This window comes from Staphylococcus sp. HMSC034G07 (assembly GCF_001835975.1).
Classification (GTDB): Bacteria; Bacillota; Bacilli; order Staphylococcales; family Staphylococcaceae; genus Staphylococcus; species Staphylococcus ureilyticus.
This window is the reverse complement of sequence record NZ_KV826609.1, coordinates 654,488-676,047: the sequence shown is the minus strand read 5'-3', so window position 1 is coordinate 676,047 and position 21,560 is coordinate 654,488. Positions and strand designations below refer to the sequence as shown.

21 protein-coding genes are annotated in these 21,560 nt (G+C 32.5%); 13 read left to right on the top strand and 8 right to left on the bottom strand.

All coding sequences use genetic code 11. From position 1 onward, the window contains the following. Positions 1 to 43: 43 nt before the first annotated feature. The 3 genes from HMPREF2586_RS11250 to HMPREF2586_RS11240 form a co-directional block, all read right to left on the bottom strand. On the bottom strand, positions 44 to 550 hold the full coding sequence (locus tag HMPREF2586_RS11250) for a GNAT family N-acetyltransferase (RefSeq protein WP_046206846.1): 507 nt from the start codon (positions 548 to 550) through the stop codon (positions 44 to 46). A gap of 249 nt (positions 551 to 799) precedes the next feature. Next, on the bottom strand, positions 800 to 1,402 hold the full coding sequence (gene rpsD, locus HMPREF2586_RS11245; RefSeq protein WP_019468598.1) for a 30S ribosomal protein S4: 603 nt from the start codon (positions 1,400 to 1,402) through the stop codon (positions 800 to 802). Positions 1,403 to 1,656: 254 nt separating this feature from the next. Further along, on the bottom strand, positions 1,657 to 2,121 hold the full coding sequence (locus HMPREF2586_RS11240; protein WP_046206847.1) for a GAF domain-containing protein: 465 nt from the start codon (positions 2,119 to 2,121) through the stop codon (positions 1,657 to 1,659). Between the two features lie 224 nt (positions 2,122 to 2,345). On the opposite strand from HMPREF2586_RS11240, the gene ezrA reads away from it, so the two are divergent. The 9 genes from ezrA (at position 2,346) to HMPREF2586_RS11195 (ending at position 12,292) form a co-directional block, all read left to right on the top strand. Further along, the gene (gene ezrA / locus HMPREF2586_RS11235; protein WP_070658708.1) at positions 2,346 to 4,037 is read left to right on the top strand and encodes a septation ring formation regulator EzrA; all 1,692 of its coding nucleotides are present in this window, start codon (positions 2,346 to 2,348) and stop codon (positions 4,035 to 4,037) included. Positions 4,038 to 4,335: 298 nt separating this feature from the next. Continuing rightward, entirely contained in the window at positions 4,336 to 5,472 is a 1,137-nt protein-coding gene (locus HMPREF2586_RS11230) for a cysteine desulfurase family protein (RefSeq protein ID WP_070812742.1), read from the top strand. Further along, positions 5,469 to 6,692 (top strand): tRNA uracil 4-sulfurtransferase ThiI, encoded by a 1,224-nt coding sequence (gene thiI, locus HMPREF2586_RS11225; RefSeq protein ID WP_070658704.1) that lies wholly within the window; start codon positions 5,469 to 5,471, stop codon positions 6,690 to 6,692. Before HMPREF2586_RS11230 ends, thiI begins: the two co-directional genes overlap by 4 nt. A gap of 80 nt (positions 6,693 to 6,772) precedes the next feature. After that, on the top strand, positions 6,773 to 7,549 hold the full coding sequence (locus HMPREF2586_RS11220; RefSeq protein WP_046206852.1) for a sulfite exporter TauE/SafE family protein: 777 nt from the start codon (positions 6,773 to 6,775) through the stop codon (positions 7,547 to 7,549). Between the two features lie 224 nt (positions 7,550 to 7,773). Next, positions 7,774 to 8,766, top strand: a complete 993-nt coding sequence (gene sppA, locus HMPREF2586_RS11215; RefSeq protein ID WP_070812741.1) for a signal peptide peptidase SppA — start codon at positions 7,774 to 7,776, stop codon at positions 8,764 to 8,766. A gap of 9 nt (positions 8,767 to 8,775) precedes the next feature. Beyond that, a complete protein-coding gene (locus HMPREF2586_RS11210; protein ID WP_070658702.1) occupies positions 8,776 to 9,315 on the top strand; it encodes an RDD family protein in 540 nt (179 codons plus the stop codon). A gap of 89 nt (positions 9,316 to 9,404) precedes the next feature. Further along, on the top strand, positions 9,405 to 9,899 hold the full coding sequence (gene tpx / locus HMPREF2586_RS11205) for a thiol peroxidase (protein ID WP_046206855.1): 495 nt from the start codon (positions 9,405 to 9,407) through the stop codon (positions 9,897 to 9,899). A gap of 158 nt (positions 9,900 to 10,057) precedes the next feature. Next, positions 10,058 to 11,005, top strand: a complete 948-nt coding sequence (locus tag HMPREF2586_RS11200; protein ID WP_046206856.1) for a class I SAM-dependent methyltransferase — start codon at positions 10,058 to 10,060, stop codon at positions 11,003 to 11,005. 87 nt (positions 11,006 to 11,092) lie between these two features. Beyond that, positions 11,093 to 12,292, top strand: coding sequence for an acetate kinase (locus HMPREF2586_RS11195; RefSeq protein WP_046206857.1), 1,200 nt, complete (start codon positions 11,093 to 11,095; stop codon positions 12,290 to 12,292). A gap of 243 nt (positions 12,293 to 12,535) precedes the next feature. Here HMPREF2586_RS11195 and HMPREF2586_RS11190 read toward each other — a convergent pair whose 3' ends face one another. Next, positions 12,536 to 13,705 (bottom strand): esterase-like activity of phytase family protein, encoded by a 1,170-nt coding sequence (locus HMPREF2586_RS11190; protein ID WP_070658700.1) that lies wholly within the window; start codon positions 13,703 to 13,705, stop codon positions 12,536 to 12,538. Between the two features lie 208 nt (positions 13,706 to 13,913). Beyond that, positions 13,914 to 14,417 carry a universal stress protein gene (locus HMPREF2586_RS11185; protein ID WP_046206859.1) on the bottom strand — a complete coding sequence of 168 codons (504 nt, stop codon included), beginning with the start codon at positions 14,415 to 14,417 and terminating at the stop codon, positions 13,914 to 13,916. 150 nt (positions 14,418 to 14,567) lie between these two features. Between HMPREF2586_RS11185 and ald the strand changes: the two genes are divergently transcribed. Next, the gene (gene ald / locus HMPREF2586_RS11180; protein WP_046206860.1) at positions 14,568 to 15,683 is read left to right on the top strand and encodes an alanine dehydrogenase; all 1,116 of its coding nucleotides are present in this window, start codon (positions 14,568 to 14,570) and stop codon (positions 15,681 to 15,683) included. Between the two features lie 252 nt (positions 15,684 to 15,935). Here the strand turns inward: ald and HMPREF2586_RS11175 are convergent, their stop codons facing one another. Beyond that, complete coding sequence (locus HMPREF2586_RS11175) at positions 15,936 to 16,565, bottom strand: copper homeostasis protein CutC (RefSeq protein ID WP_070658698.1); 630 nt, start codon at positions 16,563 to 16,565, stop codon at positions 15,936 to 15,938. Beyond that, positions 16,562 to 17,614, bottom strand: coding sequence for a M24 family metallopeptidase (locus HMPREF2586_RS11170; RefSeq protein ID WP_070658696.1), 1,053 nt, complete (start codon positions 17,612 to 17,614; stop codon positions 16,562 to 16,564). The genes HMPREF2586_RS11175 and HMPREF2586_RS11170 overlap by 4 nt, the downstream gene beginning before the upstream one ends. A gap of 204 nt (positions 17,615 to 17,818) precedes the next feature. Here HMPREF2586_RS11170 and HMPREF2586_RS11165 point away from each other — a divergent pair, with 204 nt between their 5' ends. Then, the gene (locus tag HMPREF2586_RS11165; protein WP_046206863.1) at positions 17,819 to 18,508 is read left to right on the top strand and encodes a metal-dependent hydrolase; all 690 of its coding nucleotides are present in this window, start codon (positions 17,819 to 17,821) and stop codon (positions 18,506 to 18,508) included. A gap of 145 nt (positions 18,509 to 18,653) precedes the next feature. On the opposite strand, the gene HMPREF2586_RS11160 is transcribed toward HMPREF2586_RS11165, so the two are convergent. Then, positions 18,654 to 19,067 carry a universal stress protein gene (locus HMPREF2586_RS11160; RefSeq protein ID WP_046206864.1) on the bottom strand — a complete coding sequence of 138 codons (414 nt, stop codon included), beginning with the start codon at positions 19,065 to 19,067 and terminating at the stop codon, positions 18,654 to 18,656. Between the two features lie 223 nt (positions 19,068 to 19,290). Here HMPREF2586_RS11160 and HMPREF2586_RS11155 point away from each other — a divergent pair, with 223 nt between their 5' ends. Together HMPREF2586_RS11155 and HMPREF2586_RS11150 are read left to right on the top strand one after the other, a co-directional pair. Further along, the gene (locus HMPREF2586_RS11155) at positions 19,291 to 20,583 is read left to right on the top strand and encodes a DRTGG domain-containing protein (protein ID WP_046206865.1); all 1,293 of its coding nucleotides are present in this window, start codon (positions 19,291 to 19,293) and stop codon (positions 20,581 to 20,583) included. 35 nt (positions 20,584 to 20,618) lie between these two features. Beyond that, positions 20,619 to 21,554, top strand: coding sequence for a DHH family phosphoesterase (locus HMPREF2586_RS11150; protein WP_070658694.1), 936 nt, complete (start codon positions 20,619 to 20,621; stop codon positions 21,552 to 21,554). The last annotated feature ends 6 nt before the right edge of the window (positions 21,555 to 21,560 follow it).

Genomic DNA, 21,560 nt, shown 5'->3' with positions numbered 1-21,560 from the left:
ATAACCCCCACTAACTCAACAAGTTGAGAAGTGGGGGTTACATTTATTTTTGTTGATTAATCCAATCATCTCTTAAAAGACCCATTACATGGCAATCATTATATTTACCTCGTGTATAGAAATGTTCTTGTAAGGTACCTTCAATTTTAAAGTTTTGTTTTTGGTAGATATGTACAGCTTTCTCGTTTGTAACATCTACAAATAAATATATTTTATGAAGGTTTAACACTAAAAAGGCATAATCTATAGCCATTTTAAAGGCTTGTGAGGCATATCCTTTACCACCATATTGTTCATCTACGATAATTTGTATTTCGCAATTACTATGTATAAAATCAATTTCTACTAATTCAACCACGCCGATACGCTCAGAATCATTTTCGATAATAAATCTTCTTTCAGATTCATCTAATAGATGTTTTTTATAGAGTGATTGTAACTCACTTAAAGATTGATATGGTTCTTCAAACCAATAAGACATAATGGAATATTCATTATTTAAATGATGTACAAAGTCCAAATCTGTTTCTTCTAAAGCTCTAATTTTCAATGTTAACACTCCTTTTTACTAAATATAAACAAAGTAAAGAAAAATGTAAAATTGAAAAGAAATACAGCGGAAGGTCTTTTATTTTCCTTTAACATTAAGTGAATACAATGGGGGATATCTTGAAGCCTTTCAATATGCTACGTTTATTATTTTAGCTTAGAAATGATTGCGTAATGAGTCACTGTCTACAAATTTGGATACAAAAAAACACCGACAAAAAAATTTGTCGATGTTTTAATAGAAAACTTATTATCTTGAGTAGTACTCAACGATAAGTTGTTCATTGATTTCAGCTGGTAATTCACTACGTTCAGGAATGCGAATGAATTTACCTTTTAAGTTGTCTGCATCAAACTCTAAGTAATCAGGTACAAAGTTGTTGATTTCAACAGATTCAGCAATGATATCTAATTTAGCAGATTTTTCACGTACTGAAACTTCTTGTCCTGGTTTAAGTGTGTATGATGGGATATCAACACGTTTACCGTCAACTTCGATATGACCATGGTTAACGATTTGACGTGCTTGACGACGTGTACGAGCTAAACCTAATGAATATACAACTGCATCTAAACGTGCAGCAAGTAATTGCATGAAGTTTTCACCATGTACACCATGTTGGTTACCAGCAATTTCGAATGTGTTACGGAATTGTCTTTCAGTCATGCCATATAAATAACGTAATTTTTGTTTCTCACGTAATTGTAAACCATACTCTGACATTTTTTTACGTTGGTTAGGACCATGTTGTCCTGGTGCGTAAGGACGTTTTTCTAATTCTTTACCTGTGCCACTTAAAGAAATACCTAAGCGACGAGATTTTTTCCAGTTTGAACCTCTGAATCGAGCCATAAATAGACTCCTCCTTTTTCTTTTTTGTTGTTATGAAAAAACAAAAAAGAGTGTTGCATGCTTAATTGGATATATTGTTTTATGTGTCCTCGCCTCATAGCTACGGTTACACGGCACGCCCACTTTGGGAACAACATAGCGCCAATTAATATACAACTGCTAATTTCGTTTATTCACACAAGGAACATTGTACCATGATATATTAATCTGTCAATAGTTGACCTTGCGTTTGTTTGTAATAGAACAGGATTGGTTTATGATAATTGATTTTCAATGATAGCTACAATGTTTTCTAAGCCTTGCTTATCTTCATTATTGAAACGGTTTGTGATAGGTGCATCTATATCTAAAACACCTATGACATTGCTATCTTTATGAATAGGTATTACAATTTCAGATTTACTGTTAGCATCGCAAGCAATATGTCCAGGAAATGCATTTACGTCTGCTACTAATTGTGATTCATCTTTGGCAACAGCAGTACCACACACGCCTTTACCAATAGCGATATGTACACAAGCAGGGTGTCCTTGAAATGGACCAAGAATTAATTCGTTATCTTCTACTAAATAAAATCCTACCCAGTTAATTTGATCTAATGAATCATTTAACAGTGCAGATATGTTACTAAGGATGGCAATCATATTGGACTCATCTTCAATTAAACTTGAAACTTGCTTTTGTAATAAATCATAATTTGTTTCACTAACCTCTAGCATAAAAAAACCTCACTTTTTACTTTTCATTTAGTATAAAGACTGTTTTAATAGTAATCAATCAATTGATTTTAGAAGTTATTTTAAAATTATCGTTATACATATGATTAGGAAAGAAAGAACTTAATGACTAATTTTAAATAATTGAGATGATTCACTCATTTTCTCTTTAATGGGTAGGTATCTTACGTTATAATGAATAGTGATAAAATAGGAGGAGAAAACATATGGTATTGTATGTCATTTTAGCAATTATTGTCATTATACTGATTATTGTCGGTATATTATTCTATATGCGTTCCAACAAAAGCCAAATAATTGAAAAGGCTGAAACGCGTAAAGTAAAAGTAGAACAATTACCCTATGATGAAAGTCTATCTCAATTGTCTGAGCTAACTTTAACAGGGGAGACAAAAACAACTTATAACAGTTTAAAACAAAATGCACTAGATAGTAAAAACCAATATTTATTACCAGTAGAAGAAAAAATTCATCATGCAGAAGGATTGCTTGATAAATTTAAATTTTCACAAGCTCAAACTGAGATTGATGAAGCACATGAATTGATGGATAAATATGAAGAAAACTACAATGAACTTACTTCAAAAGTTGAAAATATTTTAAATCTACATAAAGAAAGTGACCACCTATATGAAGCGTGTAAGGTGGATTATCGTGAAATGAAACGTGATGTGTTAGCTAATAGACATCAATTCGGTGAAGCAGCTGCTCCATTGGAACAAGAAATTGAATCATTTGTTCCAGAAATGGAAACATATGAAACATTAAAAGAGGACGGCAATTATAACCAAGCGTACAATCATATCAAAACGCTTAATGAAGATATGAATTATCTTAAAAAAGATATGGATGAAATTCCTGAGTTGATTAGAGAAGCACAAAAAGAATTACCAGGACAATTCCAAGATTTAAAATATGGATGTCGCGACTTGAAAGTCGGGGGTTATGATTTAGATCATGTCAAAATTGATAGTTCATTACAGACGCTTAAAACAGAATTGAGTTTCGTTGAACCAATGATCAGTAGATTAGAATTAGACGAAGCAAATGATAAATTAAATAGTATTAATGATCGTCTTGATGAAATGTATGAATTAATCGAACATGAAGTAAAAGCAAAAAATGAAGTAGAAGAAACAAAAGAAGTTATCACTGATAATCTATTTAGAGCTAAAGAAATGAATTATACGTTACAAACTGAAATTGAATATGTGCGCGAAAATTATTATATAAACGAAAGTGATGTTCAAAATGTAAGACAGTTTGAAAATGAAATTCAGAGCATGATTTCAGTATATGATGAAATATTACAAGAAATGGCGAAATCAGCAGTAAGATATAGCGAAGTCCAAGATAACTTGAAATATATCGAAGAACATGTTGATGTCATCAATGAAAAACAAGAAAAACTACAAAATCATTTAATTCAACTTCGAGAAGATGAAGCAGAAGCAGAAGAAAATATCTTGCGTGTTCAAAGTAAAAAAGAGGAAGTTTATAGAAAACTCTTGGCCTCAAATTTACCGAGTGTACCTGAAAGATTCATCATTATGAAAAATGAAATAGATTATGAAGTGCGTGAAGTAAACAAAAAATTTAGTGTGAGACCCATCCATGTAAAACAACTTAAAGATAAAGTCTCTAAAGTGGTTCTACAAATGAATAAATTTGAAGATGAAGCAACAGATGTTCTCGTCAATGCAGTCTATGCTGAAAAATTGATTGAATATGGGAACCGCTATCGTAAAGAAAGTTCAAATATTGATAAAAGTCTTAATGAAGCAGAGCGTTTATTTAAAAATAATCGTTACAAACGCTCAATTGAAATATCTGAACAAGCGCTAGAGAGTGTAGAACCAGGTGTTACAAAACAAATTGAATCACAAGTTATCAACTAAATAATAGTAATGTTTTTGAGGCTGGAACATAAAAATGTTCCAGCCTCAAATAATTTTTTGGCGCTAGATGTTTGTATGAACAAATTATTAATATTTAATGATTATTTAAAAATTCATATAGACAGTGATGAAGAATTTATATTTAAAAAACCATTTTCTGTCTTACTCTCTTTTCTTTTTAATAAAACCGAGTATAATGCTAAAAGGGAAACTTTAAAATACGAAATGATATGTTGATATAAAAAATAAATATGAAAAATCCTTAAATATAAAATGATATAGAATTGGAGTGAAAACATTGATTTATTTTGATAATGCAGCGACAACGAAACCGCGACAAGACGTATTAGATACCTTTTTGAAAGTAAATGAATCGCTATATTTTAATCCAAACAGCCCACATAAAGCAGGTATACAAGCAGAGCAGTTATTACAACAATCAAAAGATCAAATTAAAGAACTATTTAAATTAGAAAAAGATTTTGATATTGTTTTTACAAGTGGCGCAACTGAATCCAATAATATTGCTATCAAAGGGATTGCTTACAAGAAAAGAGCATTTGCAAATGTCATAATTACTTCAGTTTTAGAACATCCCTCTGTTTTAGAGGTTGTTCGTTCATTAGAAAATGAAGGTTTCGATATAAAATATGTAAACGTGACTAAAGATGGACAAATTGATTTAGAACATTTGAAATCGTTGATGTCAGATAAGGTGGCTCTTGTAACGTGTATGCAAGTCAATAATATCATGGGACAAATTCAACCTATCGAAGCGGTGGCAAAAATTGTTCACCAATACCCTAAAGCACACTTACATGTTGATGCAGTACAAGCAATAGGTAAAATTGCGTTAGATTTTAAATCTGCTGACACAATGAGTTTAAGTGGTCATAAATTTCATGGCTTAAAAGGCCAAGGCCTTTTATTTGTTCGTAATTTACATCAAATTGAGCCAATTGTTCATGGCGGTGGTCAAGAATACGGACTTAGAAGTGGCACAGTCAATCTTCCTATTGATATAGCCATCGTGAAAGCTTTAAAAGTCGCTGTAAAAGAAAGCGAGCAACTATATGAAAAATTAAGTGAGTTCAATCAGGAAATCATCCAATTTTTAAATGAATATAGTGGTGTAAAGGTTAATTCTCCTAGCGGCGCATCACCACATATTTTGAATGTTGGTTTTCCCGGCGTGAAAGGTGAAGTATTAGTAAATGCATTTTCAAAATATGATATTATGCTATCTACTACAAGTGCTTGTTCATCCAAAAAGGCATCCTTGAACGAAGTACTTTTAGCAATGGATATCCCTAAAACGCAAATAGAAGGCAGTATCAGAATATCAATGGGTGCCAATACTACTACTGATGATATACGTAATTTTAAGGAGAAATTTAATCTTGTATATGAAGAAGTGAAGGAGTTGTTAAAATGATTTATGATCACATTTTAGTGAGATATGGAGAGTTAACCTTAAAAGGTGCTAACCGTAAGATGTTTGTTAATAAATTACGTTCAAATGTTAAACGCGCATTAATGCCACTGCAAGGATATAAAGTCAAAGCCAATAGAGATAGAATGTACATTGAATTAGATGAAGGTGCAGATATTGAAGAAATGTGTCGCCGCTTAGAAAAAGTATTTGGTATTTATTCTATCAGTCCCGTATTGAAAATTGATAAAACAATAGAAGCAGTACGTGATATAGCTGTAAAATTTGCTCAAGGTTATGCACATGGAGATACATTTAAGATTGATGTCAAACGCTCAGATAAAAACTTTTCGTTTGATACATATCAATTGCAAAAAGAACTCGGTGGAACCGTATTAAACGCAACTGATGATCTAACAGTAGATGTACACAACCCGAGCCATACGATTAAAGTTGAGGTTCGATTAGACGCTATTTATGTTTATGATCAAGTCATTGCAGGATCTGGTGGATTACCAGTTGGTACGGGTGGTAAGACATTACTTATGTTATCCGGAGGTATAGATTCTCCAGTAGCTGGTATTGAAGTTATGAGAAGAGGTGTCACTGTAGAAGCCATTCATTTTCATAGTCCACCATTCACGAGTGAAAAGGCTAAAGATAAAGTAATTGAACTGACAAGAATTATGGCTGCGCATGTTGGTCCTATTAAATTGCATATTGTACCCTTCACTGCTTTACAAAAACAAATTAATAAAGTCGTACATGAGCGCTATACGATGACTTCAACACGTAGAATGATGATGAGGGTAGCGGATAAGCTTGTGCATGATATTGATGGACATGCCATCGTAAATGGTGAAAATTTAGGACAGGTTGCTAGTCAAACCCTTAAAAGTATGTATGCTATCAATCATGTGACATCTACACCAATCTTACGACCACTTTTAACATTAGATAAGGAAGACATCGTGAAGAGAGCCAAAGAAATTGGTACATTTGAGACATCTATTCAGCCATATGAAGATTGTTGTACCATCTTTACACCTAAAAATCCTGCGACGGAGCCAGACATTGAAAAAGTCGAAAAATTTGAAGCGGTATATGATTTTGAACCTCTTGTACAAGAAGCATTTGAACAAATAGAAACTTTAACAATTACGCCAGACTATCAAAGTGAAAAAGATACTGAAACGCAAGCATTGGCAGATCATTTATTTTAATATTTACTTTGAGTATTCAATTCCATACGAACAACATGAGTTAATTAGACATAAGGATAAAACGGATAGGGGATGGAATCATGCTAGATTGGGATATTTCAATCGTACTTATAATTATACTTCTAGGATTTTTAGCGGCGTTTATTGATGCAGTTGTAGGTGGGGGCGGCTTAATTTCTATCCCGGCATTATTAGCTGTTGGTATGCCCCCCGCTATTGCATTGGGTACTAATAAATTAGCAAGTTCATTTGGCTCACTTACAAGTGCATTTCGTTTCTTGAGGTCGGGTAATGTCGATTTGAAGATAGTAGGAAAGTTATTTCCATTTGTATTTATTTTAGCAATATGTGGTGCTAGCGTTGCTACATTTCTACCCGCTGAACTGTTAAAACCATTAGTTATCATTATTTTGACGTTAGTGATGATTTATACGTTAGTTAAAAAAGATTGGGGAAATGTGCGTACATTTACAAAATTGTCGCTTGGTAAAGCAATCTTATTTATGAGTCTTATGTCACTCATAGGATTTTATGATGGTTTTTTAGGTGGTGGCACTGGCTCATTTATGCTTTTTATTTTACTTATGTTCGGTTTTGATTTTTTAAGTGCTGCCGGAAATGCGAAAGTATTAAATTTTGCTTCCAATTTAGGCGCTTTAATTTTGTTTATGATATTAGATCAGGTTGACTATTTTTATGGTTTAATTATGGCAGCAAGTATGATTTGTGGATCATATGTTGGGGCAGCTTTTGCAATTAAAAAAGGTGTCAGTTATGTAAAAACTTTATTTATTGTTGTAACTGCCATATTGATTATTAAAAATGCTTACGATTACATAATGCAATTAATAAATTGATCATTTGGAAAAAGAATTTGCTATATTTCAAAGGTATTCAGATACGTGAACATGGCTGAGACAATTAATTGTCTCAGCTTCTTTTCATTTTAAATAGACACTCATACTAGCCTATTGCTATCTTAATCCTTTTTTATTTTCGTATAATGGTATACATTATTGAATTGATTATGTTTAAATTGTATTTGAAACGATTGAAAAAATATTCTGGGAGTGAATACGTTATGTCGAAAAAGAGAATAATAGCAATAGTACTTGCCGTAATTATCGTGCTTGGTGGTATTGTTATGAGTTCGATATCTACTGTGATTTCTTCGCTTTTTAGTGAAGATAGTATGTCAGAAATAGATCCATTTACTGAAACGGTAGAATCAGAAGGTGATACTTCAAAACGCATTGTACACTTAACTTTAAATGGTGAAATTAGTGAGGGTACTGGTGAAGGAATGTTTGGAAGTTCTGGTTATAATCATGAAGCATTTCTTAAACAGTTGGATAAAGTTAAAAAAGATAGCTCGATTAAAGGTGTTTTATTAACCGTTAACACACCAGGCGGAGGTACATATCCAAGTGATGAAATTTATAAAAAAATTAAAGAAATAAAGAAAAAAGATAAAAAGGTTTATGTACATATGGATGCGATGGCTGCATCTGGTGGATATTATATATCTGCCCCTGCTGATAAAATATATGCTGGTCCACAAACGACTACTGGATCTATTGGCGTTATTATGTCAAACGTTGACTATTCTGGTTTACAAGAAAAATTAGGCGTTAAGGAAAATGTCATTAAATCTGGTGAACATAAAGATATTATGAGTAGTTCTCGAAAAATGACTAATGAAGAGAAAGATATCATGCAATCAGTATTAAATGATAGTTATGAAAGATTTGTTGGTATTGTTGCTAAAGGTAGAGATATGCCAGAGAAAAAGGTTAAAAAGTTAGCTGATGGACGTATATATAGTGCCCAACAAGCCGAAAAGAATGGTTTGATTGATGAAATTGGTTATAACGATAATGCGTTAAAAGCACTTAAGAAAGACATAAAAGCAAAGGATGCTGAAGTGTTTATATATAGTGAAGACGAAGGTTGGTTTAGTTCTATTTATTCAACTAAAACAACATTACATCAATTCAAAAATGAATTAAGTGAATTGAAATCAATTATAAGCAATGATACAGAAGCTGAACCTATGTATCTATATAAAGGTTAGGTGTATATAATGGAGCAGTATACAAATCAACAAACATTACAGTCAACCCCAGAAAATGATAAATCTGATATAGAAGCAATGTATCATGAACAATTAACAAAGTCTGTATATGCTAGTTTTGGTATAAGGTTTTGGAGTTTTATTATTGATTTACTCATTATATTTGGCATTCAAGGACTATTATTAAAACCGATATACCATTTTACGCAAATTGATGAACTTAAGTTATGGATTGATTATTTTAGCTTAGGTCACGTTTTAGATGCGCTTGTATTTTATTTATATTTTGTATTATTAACTAAATTTTTCAAACAAACGATAGGTAAAATGATTTGTAACATTCGAGTAGAACGGATAGATCGTCAATCTCTTACATGGGCAGATGTGTTGTTTAGAGAATGGATTGGTCGTATTATAAGTGGCGTTTTATTTAACTTACCTTACTTGATTGTTTTGTTTACAAATAAACACAAGGGTATCCATGATATCTTCACTGATACAGTCGTAATCAGAAATAAATTTGAAAAGTTGTTTTATTTAAAAAAATAAATGTGAATTTTACTGAGCTATGAGTTTATTTTGATACGATAGATAGGTATACTATGGTTGTAAGAACTATTTAATAGGAGGCGTGCAATATGGCACAAATTACATTTAAACAAGAACCAGTAACACTATATGGTTCACAAGTAAAAAAAGGAGAATATGCTCCAAATTTTACTGTCTTAGACAATGATTTAAATGAAGTAACTTTAGAAAGTTATGACGGACATAAGAAATTAATTAGTGTTATTCCGTCTATAGATACAGGTGTTTGTGATCAACAAACACGTAAATTTAATGAAGAAGCTGCTAAGGAAGATGGTGTGGTTTTAACTATTTCTGTAGACTTGCCATTTGCACAAAAAAGATGGTGTGCTTCAAATGGTTTAGATAATGTAATCACTTTAAGTGATCATAGAAACTTATCTTTCGGTAAAACGTACGGCGTTGTTATGGAAGAATTGCGTTTATTAGCACGTTCTGTTTTTGTCTTAGATAAAAACAATAAAGTAGTTTATACTGAAATTGTTTCTGAAGGTACAAATTTCCCAGACTTTGATGCTGCTTTAGAAGCTTATCGTAATCTATAAATAATATAATATTGTCATATGATTAAACTAGTAAAACTCACAAAACAGTATCGTTGACATTATAAATTAAACTGTCCATAATTATTTGGTAATATAAGTTAGGGTACTGACTTAATTTCAATTAAATTATGGACAGTTTTTTTAGAAAGGACTTTTAAATGGCACAAGAAGAGACAGTAATGGAACAATTATTTAAGGCACTTGATGAAAAAACCAAATCTTTAAATGAAGAGAATGGTCAAAGTTTCATAGAAAATTTAGGACTTGCAATGGAAAATATTTATACTAATCAAAGGTCATTGTTGGAACAAGCCACGTTACAAGATAGACGTAAAGCATTTCAATTTGCTTATTTAAATTTAATGCAAAAAGAGGATGTTCAAGCAAATCATCAAATTACACCTGATTCAATTGGAATGATTCTAGGATTCCTTGCCGAACGTTTTTTAAAAAACAAAGATGAATTCCATGTAGCGGATATTGCGAGTGGTGCTGGACATTTGAGCGCTTCTGTACATGAAGTACTCACTGAACATACGATTATGCATCACCTGGTTGAAGTGGATCCTGTATTATCACGCGTTAGTGTACATTTGGCAAACTTTTTAGAAATTCCATTTGATGTTTATCCTCAAGACGCTATCATGCCACTACCTTTTGAAGATGCAGATGTTGTTATTGGTGATCTACCGATAGGGTATTATCCAGTAGATGAAAGAAGTAAAGAAATGCAACTAGGATTTGAAGAAGGGCATAGCTTCTCTCACTATTTATTAATTGAACAAGCAGTAACAGCCTTAAAAACATCAGGATATGCATTTTTAGTAGTACCTAGTAATTTATTTGAAAGTACAAATGTGAAACAGTTACAAAATTTCATTGCAACAGAAACAGAAATGCAAGCTTTTTTAAACTTGCCATCTACACTATTTAAAAATGAAAAAGCGCGTAAATCCATACTTATACTGCAGAAGAAAGAAACGAATGTAACAAAGCCAGTAGAGGTTCTGTTAGCGAATATACCTGATTTCAAAAGCCCTCAACAATTTCAAGCCTTTTTACAAGATTTAAACGCTTGGATGATGGAAAATCATCCTGAAAATTAAACTGTAATATTCTTGAATTCTTACTGTATTAATGATTAAATAGATATGGATATAAAATAATTTAATTTAAATTGGAGGCATTATGCTATGTCAAAATTAATTTTGGCTATTAACGCTGGTAGTTCATCATTGAAATTTCAACTTATTGAAATGCCGGAAGAAAAAATTGTTACTAAAGGACTAATTGAACGTATTGGATTAAAAGATTCTGTATTTACCATTGAAGTGGGTGGAGAAAAACACAAGGAAACTTTAGATATTGCAGACCATGAACAAGCGGTTAATATCATGTTAGAAAGTTTCAAAAAACATGGTGTGATTGATAGCATTTATGACATTGACGGAACAGGTCATCGTGTCGTTCATGGTGGTGAATTATTCCCAAATTCAGTATATGTTACGGATGAAGTTGAAGAACAAATTGAGTCATTAAGTGAATTAGCACCTTTACACAACCCTGCAAACTTAATGGGTATTCGTGCTTTCCGTAAATTGTTACCAGAAATTCCACATGTAGCTATTTTTGATACTTCGTTCCATCAAACTATGCCAGAAAAATCTTATTTATACAGCTTACCATACCAATATTACGAAGATTATGGTATTCGTAAATATGGATTCCACGGAACAAGTCATAAATATGTATCTCAACGCGCAGCTGAGATTTTGGGCAAACCGATTGAAGAATTACGCATGATTTCATGTCACATCGGTAATGGTGCATCAATTGCTGCAATAGATGGCGGTGAATCTGTTGATACTTCAATGGGATTCACACCACTTGCTGGTGTTACTATGGGTACGCGTTCAGGAAATATTGACCCTGCATTAATTCCATTTATTATGGAAAAAACAGGAAAAAATGCAGAAGAAGTTTTGAATACATTAAATAAAGAATCAGGTTTATTAGGTATTTCTGGTACTTCAAGTGATTTAAGAGACATTATTGATGAAGCTAAAGCAGGTAAAGAACGTGCTCAATTAGCATTAGATGTCTTTGCATCAAGAATTCACAAATATATTGGTTCTTATGCGACACGTATGCACGGCGTAGATGTAATCATCTTTACTGCAGGTGTAGGCGAGAACTCTGATCCTGTTAGAGCAAAAGTTTTAGAAGGTTTAGAATTTATGGGAGTTTATTGGGATGCTAAGAAAAATGAAGCGATTCATGGAGAAGAAGGTTTCATTAACTATCCTCACTCACCAGTAAAAGTCATTGTTATTCCTACAAACGAAGAAGTCATGATTGCACGCGATGTAGTTAAATTTGGTAATCTAGAATAAGTTTGAAACAAAACTAGAGATTGTTTAATTTCAAAGTATAGAGACTTGATTCAGTTCAAAATCTTAAAAAGTTTCAAAACAAAATCTTGAATATAAGCATTTTGATTTATAAATAAACGTCAATTTCTATTGCAAGCTTATAGAAATTGACGTTTTCTTTTGTTTTATTATTAATGTTTTAACTACTTATTAAGTTTTAAAAAATATACTTGAATTGAAAAACATAAGCTGATTGTTGTATTTTTAAGGTTTTATTTCGAATGCAGTTAGGTTCGTTTGTTGTTTTTGATTGAAGTTATTATCTGAAATAAAGACCAAGCTATCGTTACCATTAGGTAATTTCGGGCCAAATGACATTCCTTCTATATTGTCGATATGCCCAATGTCTTGCTCATTAAGATTTGCGATCAGTTGTTTTTTTACCGGTGCGACGTGAGATTTTTGGAGAGATTTAATATTTTTAATATCTGTTCCACTGGCTATATCGACTTTATAGACGCGAATATAATTTTTGAAATTACTATTTTTATCTTGAACAGTGGCACGCTCAAGTACAAGTAATTGTTTTTGATTCAAGGTTAAAATTTCAGCAATTCCATTTTCAGCATCTTTATTTTTTCCAGGTTTTTTAGGAATTGGATCTAGAGAATAAGCTTTTTCTGTTATAACATCTCCTTGACGATTATATTTTGTTAAGCGTGTTAGGGCGCCTGATTCTGTGGTTGGTAATTGATCATCTTGAAGTAAAGGTGCTTCCATAGAAGTCCAGATATACTTACCATTTTCAGAAAACGTACTCCCCTCTAGCGCCTGATTATTTCTAAATCCATATTTATTTTGATCATCCTTTTTGATAGGGTTATTGATTTGCAAATCATTGATCAATGTTCCAGTTCTACTAGCTATTCTTATGAAGGGATTGAAACCGAGATTTCGATCACCTTCACTTGTATAAAGTATATGGTTACGATTGAGAGGGTCAATTCTAATTGATTCTGGGTCAACTACAACATCTTGTGAATGGGGATTATACGATGCTTTATTTGGGTATTTTGTTCCATTAGCTTGTGTTAAATAGTGCATTCGAGTGAATTTTACTTTATTAAATTTGTGTTTATTATAATGAATTTGAGCTTCATAAAATCTGGCTGGATTTTCTTCTGAACGGTCATCGCTAATCATAAGCCATTTTTTGGATTTGGCATCATAGGAAATGCCAGAAAGACCGCCTACTTTTGTATCATTAAATGATTTATTATAAGGAATTGTTTCCGTATCTATATAATTTAATCGAGTAGCTGTTTTTTCACTTTTTATATCATCAGTTGAAGATGCGTATGTATGTGTTGGTGCAGAAATCAAAAAGGCATTAATGGCAAAACTAAGTATCATCAGTCTCTTAAATTGTTTCATATCATTGACTCCTTTAGGGGTATGTCTTAATTTTATTTTACTTACCTGATATGAAGCGCATTTGAATTTAATATAACAATTGGATAACAAGTAAATTATAGATGTTAAGAAAATTAATAAAAAGAGATAGTTTAACACTATATATCGTGCAAACTATCTCTCTTCTTTTAAATCTGTATGCTTTTATTAAATAGGTCGAATATTAAAGTTAGTGTGCTTGATACTTAGATCTAAATTCATCTGTAGCTACTTGTGGTTGGAAGTCTTCTGGAAGTTCTTCTGTGCGTACCACCAACACGTCACACGGAGAGTGTCGTACAATTGCCTCAGACACAGAACCTACGATAAATCTTTCAACTGCATTTAATCCTGACGTACCGCACATAATTAAATCTGCTTCTACATCAGCTGCTAACTTTTTAGGTATGATTGCTTTAGGTGAACCAAATTCTAGTCTTGTTTCAACCGCGGTTACACCAGCATTTGTTGCTACTTCTTTATAACCTTTTAACAAATCTTCTGAGAAATTTTTTGATTTTTCAGTAAATTGAGCATCATAAACTTCATAAGAAGAGTAAGTTCTTGAATCAATAACATTGACGATTGTTAGTTTAGAGTCATTACGTTTTGCTACTTCTACAGCTTTATTAAATGCCCATTCAGCTTCATGTGATCCATCGACAGCGATTAAAATATTTTTATACGTTAGCATCACAATTACCTCCTTCATCTTCTTGCTTATATTATACCACTATTTACAGAATATTAACATAATTCCCCTCAATACATGTTGTAAAAATACCCTAAACTATGATTGCGCTTTCATATAATACGCGTTACTATAAATTTGGAGGTGGATAAAATGAGAATAGGTATTCCGAAGGAGATTAAAAACAATGAAAATAGGGTGAGTTTATCACCAAGTGGTGTACATGCATTAGTAGAACAAGGTCACTCAGTCATTGTTGAAAAATCTGCTGGTTTAGGTTCATATTTTGAAGATGATGATTATGTTACGGCTGGGGCGAAAATTGGTGATGGACCAGCTGAAGTATGGAACGTGGATATGGTTATGAAAGTCAAAGAGCCATTAGAAGAAGAGTTCCAATACTTTAAGGAAGGACTCATACTATTTACTTATTTACATTTAGCAAATGAAAAGAAACTCACACAAGCTTTATTAGATAATAAAGTAATAGGTATTGCTTATGAAACGGTTCAATTGCCAGATAAATCATTACCACTATTAACGCCAATGAGTGAAGTAGCAGGGCGTATGTCTGCTCAAATTGGGGCAGAATTTTTACAAAAATATAAAGGTGGCATGGGCATTTTACTTGGCGGTGTGCCTGGTGTCTCTAAAGGCCGCGTAACGATTATCGGTGGAGGTCAAGCTGGCACAAATGCTGCTAAAATAGCATTAGGATTAGGTGCCGATGTAACAATTTTGGATGTTAATCCTAAGCGTTTACAAGAGCTTGAAGATTTATTTGATGGTCGTGTGCACACAATTATGTCTAACCCGTTAAATATTGAACAATGTGTTAAAAACAGCGACTTAGTTATCGGTGCGGTATTAATTCCAGGTGCCAAAGCGCCAAATCTAGTTACTGAAGACATGGTAAAATCCATGAAAGACGGTTCGGTAATCGTGGATATTGCTATAGACCAAGGTGGTATTTTCGAGACAACTGATCGTATTTCAACGCATGATGATCCAACGTATAAAAAACATGGTGTTGTACATTATGCTGTGGCTAATATGCCTGGTGCTGTACCACGTACTTCTACCATTGCATTGAATAATGCAACGTTACCATATGCATTACAAATTGCGGGAAAAGGTTACTTAAAAGCATTACAAGATAACGAACCTCTATCATTTGGTTTAAATACAATTAATGGTGTATTAACAAATAAAGGTGTAGGTGAAGCTTTGAATTTACCTTATTCTAATGTTGAAAGTTCTCTTAAATAATAAAAAATAACAAACAAAAACTGGTAATCTCTTCTATAAAGTAGAGGTTACCAGTTTTTAATTTGGATTTTAAAATAATTTATGAAATTTAATGTGTTTAAATAATGATAATTGTAAAATATAATCTAAATATTGTGACACGAACACAACAATCGTTTAATTTCATAGCATTATAAACTGAATGGTCAACAATATGATGAAATTTGTGTTGTAGTTAAGCATTTGAATGTCATATAAGATTATTTGATACTGCTATACAATTTTTGTACCGTGTACTTCTTGAAAAGGAAATGCAGCAACGAGCGCTTGAACATTAGATTTTGTTAAACCACCACCAGGCATGATTTCAATATTTCCACCAGAATTCACGACCAATTTACCAAGTTGATTTAAATTATCAAAAATATCAGTTTCTGCTGGACCACCATGTGTCAGTAACCTGGTAAAACCTAGTTCAATTAATTTGTGTAATGCTTTTACCTGTCCTTCTAAATGAATTTCGTCGAAAGCCATATGACAAACAACAGGTATTGGTGATGCGAGTTGTTTTAAAGTTTTCATTTGCCATTCGTTCAGTGTATTATCTTCTGTTAAACAACCGAAAACAAAGTAGTCAATATCATATGATTTAATAGCTTTAATATCTCGTTGCATAATTTCAAAGTCGTATAAGCTATATACAAAGTTGCCTCCGCGAGGGCGTATCATGACAGCAATTTCTACGTGATTTGCTTTACAAATTTCAGTAGCAATTTCAATCATTCCAATACTAGGTGTGGTACCTCCGACATGTAAGTTATCACATAATTCAATACGATCTGCACCATTTTCAATTGCGTATTCAACTTGTTGGATTGTTTCGACTACGGCCTCTTTGATCATTTTTCGTAACCTGTTAAGCTTTCGTTTCCATTTTCAGTAACAAGAATATCATCTTCTATACGCACACCAGCTACTCCTGGAACATAGATGCCAGGTTCGACTGTTACAACCATACCCGGTACGAATTCATTTGTATTTGTACTAGAAACATCTTGGTATTCATGCTCTTCTAATCCTAGACCATGTCCTAATCGATGAGGGAAATAGTCTCCATAACCAGCATCTGTGATAATATTTCGAGCAATAGCGTCTACATCTTTGATTTGTACACCAGGTTTAATTGCAGCAATCGCCGCTTGTTCAGCTTTTAATACGGTATCGTAAATGTTTTGAGCTTCTGAACTAGGCTTTCCAAATTTAATTGTTCTGGTCATATCACTACAATAATTTTCGTAAATGACGCCTAAATCAAATAACACAAATTCATTATTTTGTAATTGACGGTCGCCAGGTATACCGTGTGGTGATGCTGCGTGATCACCGAAAAGGACCATTGTATCAAAGCTCATTTCATTAACTCCATAAGCTTTGATTTCATATTCAATGTGATTAACAACTTGTCGTTCTGTCACACCTTCTTTTAAGAAATCTGCTCCAATTTCTATACATTTATCTGCTAGTTCACAAGCTTTCCGAATTTTAGCGATTTCAGATTCACTTTTAACATTACGTAGTGACTTTATCGTTTGATCTATGTCACCGAACGATTGTACTTTGAAAGCTTCGATTAATTCACGTTGACGCTGTACAGTTAAATGAGCCGCTTCTACTAATATTTTATTGAAAGTATGTGGATATTTATCTAATGCATTTTCTGTATCCAGGTAACCAATGACCTCTCCCTCAAAAGGTGAAGCTTTAACTTCTTCAACTTCAAGTTGTGGGCAAAATAAAACTTGATCACCATTCGCTTTGATTAAAAGAGCTAGTAACCGTTCGTGAGGATCACTTAAATAGCCGGTGAAATAAAAGATGTTTAATGGGGTAGTAATCCATGCTGCATCAGCTTGTTGTGACTTTAATGATTCTATAACTTGTTGTAACTTCATTTTACTGCCTCCTAAATATATGATTATATTAATTTTATGTTAGTTGTGTAAGGAATTCAAAAATAATATGTTGAAATAAAGTATATTTCTAAAATTATAAAAAAATTTATCGTTCATAAACACGTATTTTGGTAAAAGTGTGTTATAACTATTAATCATTGTGGTATATATAAAATAAATAGTTTTATGGGAGGAATTATCGATATGAAATTATCTTTTCATGGACAATCAACGATTTATTTTGAAGCAAATGGCAAAAAAGTAATTGTTGATCCATTTATTACGGGAAACGATTTATCTGATTTAGATGCTGAAACTTTAGAAGTAGATTATATAATTTTAACACATGGTCATGGCGATCATTTTGGTGATACAGTTGAATTAGCAAATAGAAACCATGCAACAGTTATTGGTTCAGCTGAATTAGGTGATTATTTAACGACTACTAAAAATGTTGAAAATGTTAGACCTATGAATATTGGTGGTAAAGCAGAATTTGATTTTGGAACGGTTAAGTTTGTACAAGCGTTTCACAGTTCTAGCTTGACTGATGACAATGGTATTCCCGTATATTTAGGTATGCCGATGGGGCTAATTTTAGAAATAGAAGGCAAGACGATTTATCATACTGGTGATACAGGATTATTTGGTGACATGAAATTAATTGCTGAACGTCATCCAGTTGACATTTGTTTTATTCCAATTGGTGATAATTTCACAATGGGCATTGATGATGCTAGTTTTGCAATTAATCAGTTCATTAAACCTAAAATTACAGTACCAATTCACTACAATACATTTGACTTGATTAAACAAAATCCAGAAGATTTCAAGTCAGCTGTTTCAGAAGGTGAAGTACAGATATTAAATCCAGGTGATGCAGTCCAACTTTAAAGTGATTGTGACATAAAAAATCTTGGATAAAACAAAAACGCCAATTTCTACTAGGATTTTAGAGGAATTGGCGTTTTCTTTGGTTTTATAGAATTGGATCGTTTGATGCAATGAGGTGACTATTAGAGTCATATTAAGTGTTATGCTATTTTACAATAAGCACAGGGATGCTTGCTCTTTTAGCAACTTTATGACTCACACTACCTAGCACGAATTTTTTCTTGGCTTCAGCACGACGGTTACTAAGTACAACAATTTCATATTTACCACTATTTGCCTCTTTTACCAATTGTTCTTTAGCATTACCACGAACAATGATTTCATCATATTTAATGCCATATTCATCGAGCGTATTTCGTGTATTTTCTAAACCTTTACTACGTTTTTCAACAAGTTTATCTAAATGAACACCAGATTTAATCGATGCTTGTGCATCTTGTTCACTGATTGCGTTAAGAATTGTTACAACAGTACCTTCACCAGCTAATTTTGAAACTTCTTCTAGCGCTTTTTCATTTTTAAGTGTGGTATCAACACCGAGTAAAATATTTTTAAACATTATTCCATCCCTCCTTAATTCTATTCTAATTAGAGTTTATCACAAATCAAATTAAAAATTATATATTTTCATAGTAACAGAGTAAAAAGTTTTATAAATATTAATATATTACTGAATATATGTCATAATTATAGTTAAAATATATTTTTTAAGTGATTAAATCGCAATTTTAGCTATAAAAAGTTATAATATCATAGAAAATGTCAAAAATGAGGTTATTAAAATGACAAAGCATGAGCAAATTTTATCTTATATCGAATCTTTAGCAGTAGGACAAAAAATTTCTGTTAGAAAAATAGCGAAAGATTTAAATGTCTCTGAGGGGACAGCGTATCGTGCGATTAAAGATGCCGGTAGAATTGGTTTAGTAGCAACAATAGATAGAGTTGGTACTGTCCGAATAGAAAAGAAATCACGTGAACAAATTGAACAACTTACATTTGGAGAAATTGTAAAAATAATTGATGGACAAGTATTAGGAGGAAGAAATGGCCTTATTAAGACATTATCAAAATTTGCGATTGGCGCAATGGAAATTGAAGATGTGGTAAAGTATTTAAGTCCTCACACATTATTGATTGTAGGAAATCGTAAAGATGTCCAATTGGCCGCATTGAAAAGAGGAAGCGCAGTATTGATTACTGGTGGTTTCAGAACGTCTAATGAGATAATCAAATATGCCGATGAACATGATTTACCGATACTGTCATCTAATTATGATACATATTTAGTTGCAAATATTATTAATAGAGCGATGTATAATCAAATGATTCGGAAAGAAATATTGGTCGTTGAAGACATAGTTAAATCAGTGAATGAAGATACTGTGGTTTTTGATAATATGACCTTGCACGATTACAAAGAAAAAGCAAAACGCACAGGACATTCCAGATTCCCGGTTATTGATGAACATTGGCGTTTAGTTGGTATTATCACAAGTAAAGAAATAATCAAAATGGATGACAATGATACTTTAGCACATTTTATGACGAAGTCTCCACTCAATGTACAGCTTTCAACTACTGTTGCAAATTGTGCACACATGATGATTTGGGAAGGTATTGAATTATTACCAGTGATTTCACCAAGCAAAAAATTAATAGGTGTAATTACCAGAAAAGATGTATTAACAGCAATGCAATTGCTGAGTCGTCAGCCACAAGTAGGTGAAACCATTAATGATCAAGTAGCTAAACATATTACAATTGCAAATGATGATATTCAAGTACAAACTTCGCCTTTACTTACAAATCAATTTGGCACATTGAGTAAAGCGGTTTTTGTAGCAATTATTGAAGAAACCGTTCGTTATGAAATGCGGAAATTAAAGAAACTTGAAGTAATGATTGAAAGTTTAAATATCATTTACATTAAGACTGTGCAAATTGAATCTGAAATTAATGTACATTATGATATGTTAGATGTAGGTAGAAATTTTGCTAAATTAGAGGTAACGATGACAAGTGATGGTAAACATGTTGCAAAAGCAATGATCATTTGTCAGATGATAGATTAAAGAGTATATATAAATTATAAAAAGGAAGATATAAAATGACGATGGAATTTAATCAAATTATGGATGAAATAAAAGCGGTTCAAACAGTAATTATACATAGACATGTGAGACCAGACCCAGATGCTTATGGGTCGCAACTCGGCTTGAAATATTACTTAAAACTTAAATTTCCAGAAAAGAATATTTTTGCAGTTGGAGAAGGAGAACCGTCGCTTGATTTTATCGGTACTTTTGATGATATTAGTGATGACCAATATAACGAAGCATTGGTTATCGTATGCGACACTGCTAATGCACCGAGAATCAGTGACCATAGATTCAATACTGGCAAACGTCTTGTTAAAATTGATCATCACCCAGCAGTTGACCAATATGGAGATATAAATTATGTCAATGATGAAGCATCATCAACGAGTGAGATTATTTTTGATTTCATAAGTCATTTTAACGATCAATCTCTGATTGATGATTCTGTAGCAAGAGTATTGTATTTAGGTATTGTTGGAGATACTGGGCGTTTTTTATTTAATAATACAACACCACATACGATGGAAGTCGCAAGCCAATTATTAAAATATTCATTTAATCATCAACAAGAATTGAATAAATTGGGTGAAAAAGATCCTAAATTATTGCCATTTCAAGGCTATGTTTTACAAAATTTTGATTTAAATGATAAAGGTTTTTGTAAGGTGAAAATCACAAAAGATGTACTAGAAAAATTTGATATTGTAGCGAATGAAGCTTCGCTGTTTGTCAATGCGATTGCTGATATTCAAGGATTGAAAATATGGGTTTTTGCGGTAGATGAAGGAACTGAAATTAGATGTCGCATTCGTTCTAAAGGTATCGTCATTAATGATATTGCTAATGCATTTGGTGGTGGAGGCCATCCGAATGCATCTGGTGTTTCCGTTGCAGATTGGCAACAATTTGAAGAATTAGCACAAGCATTAAATAATAAATTGTAAGATTTG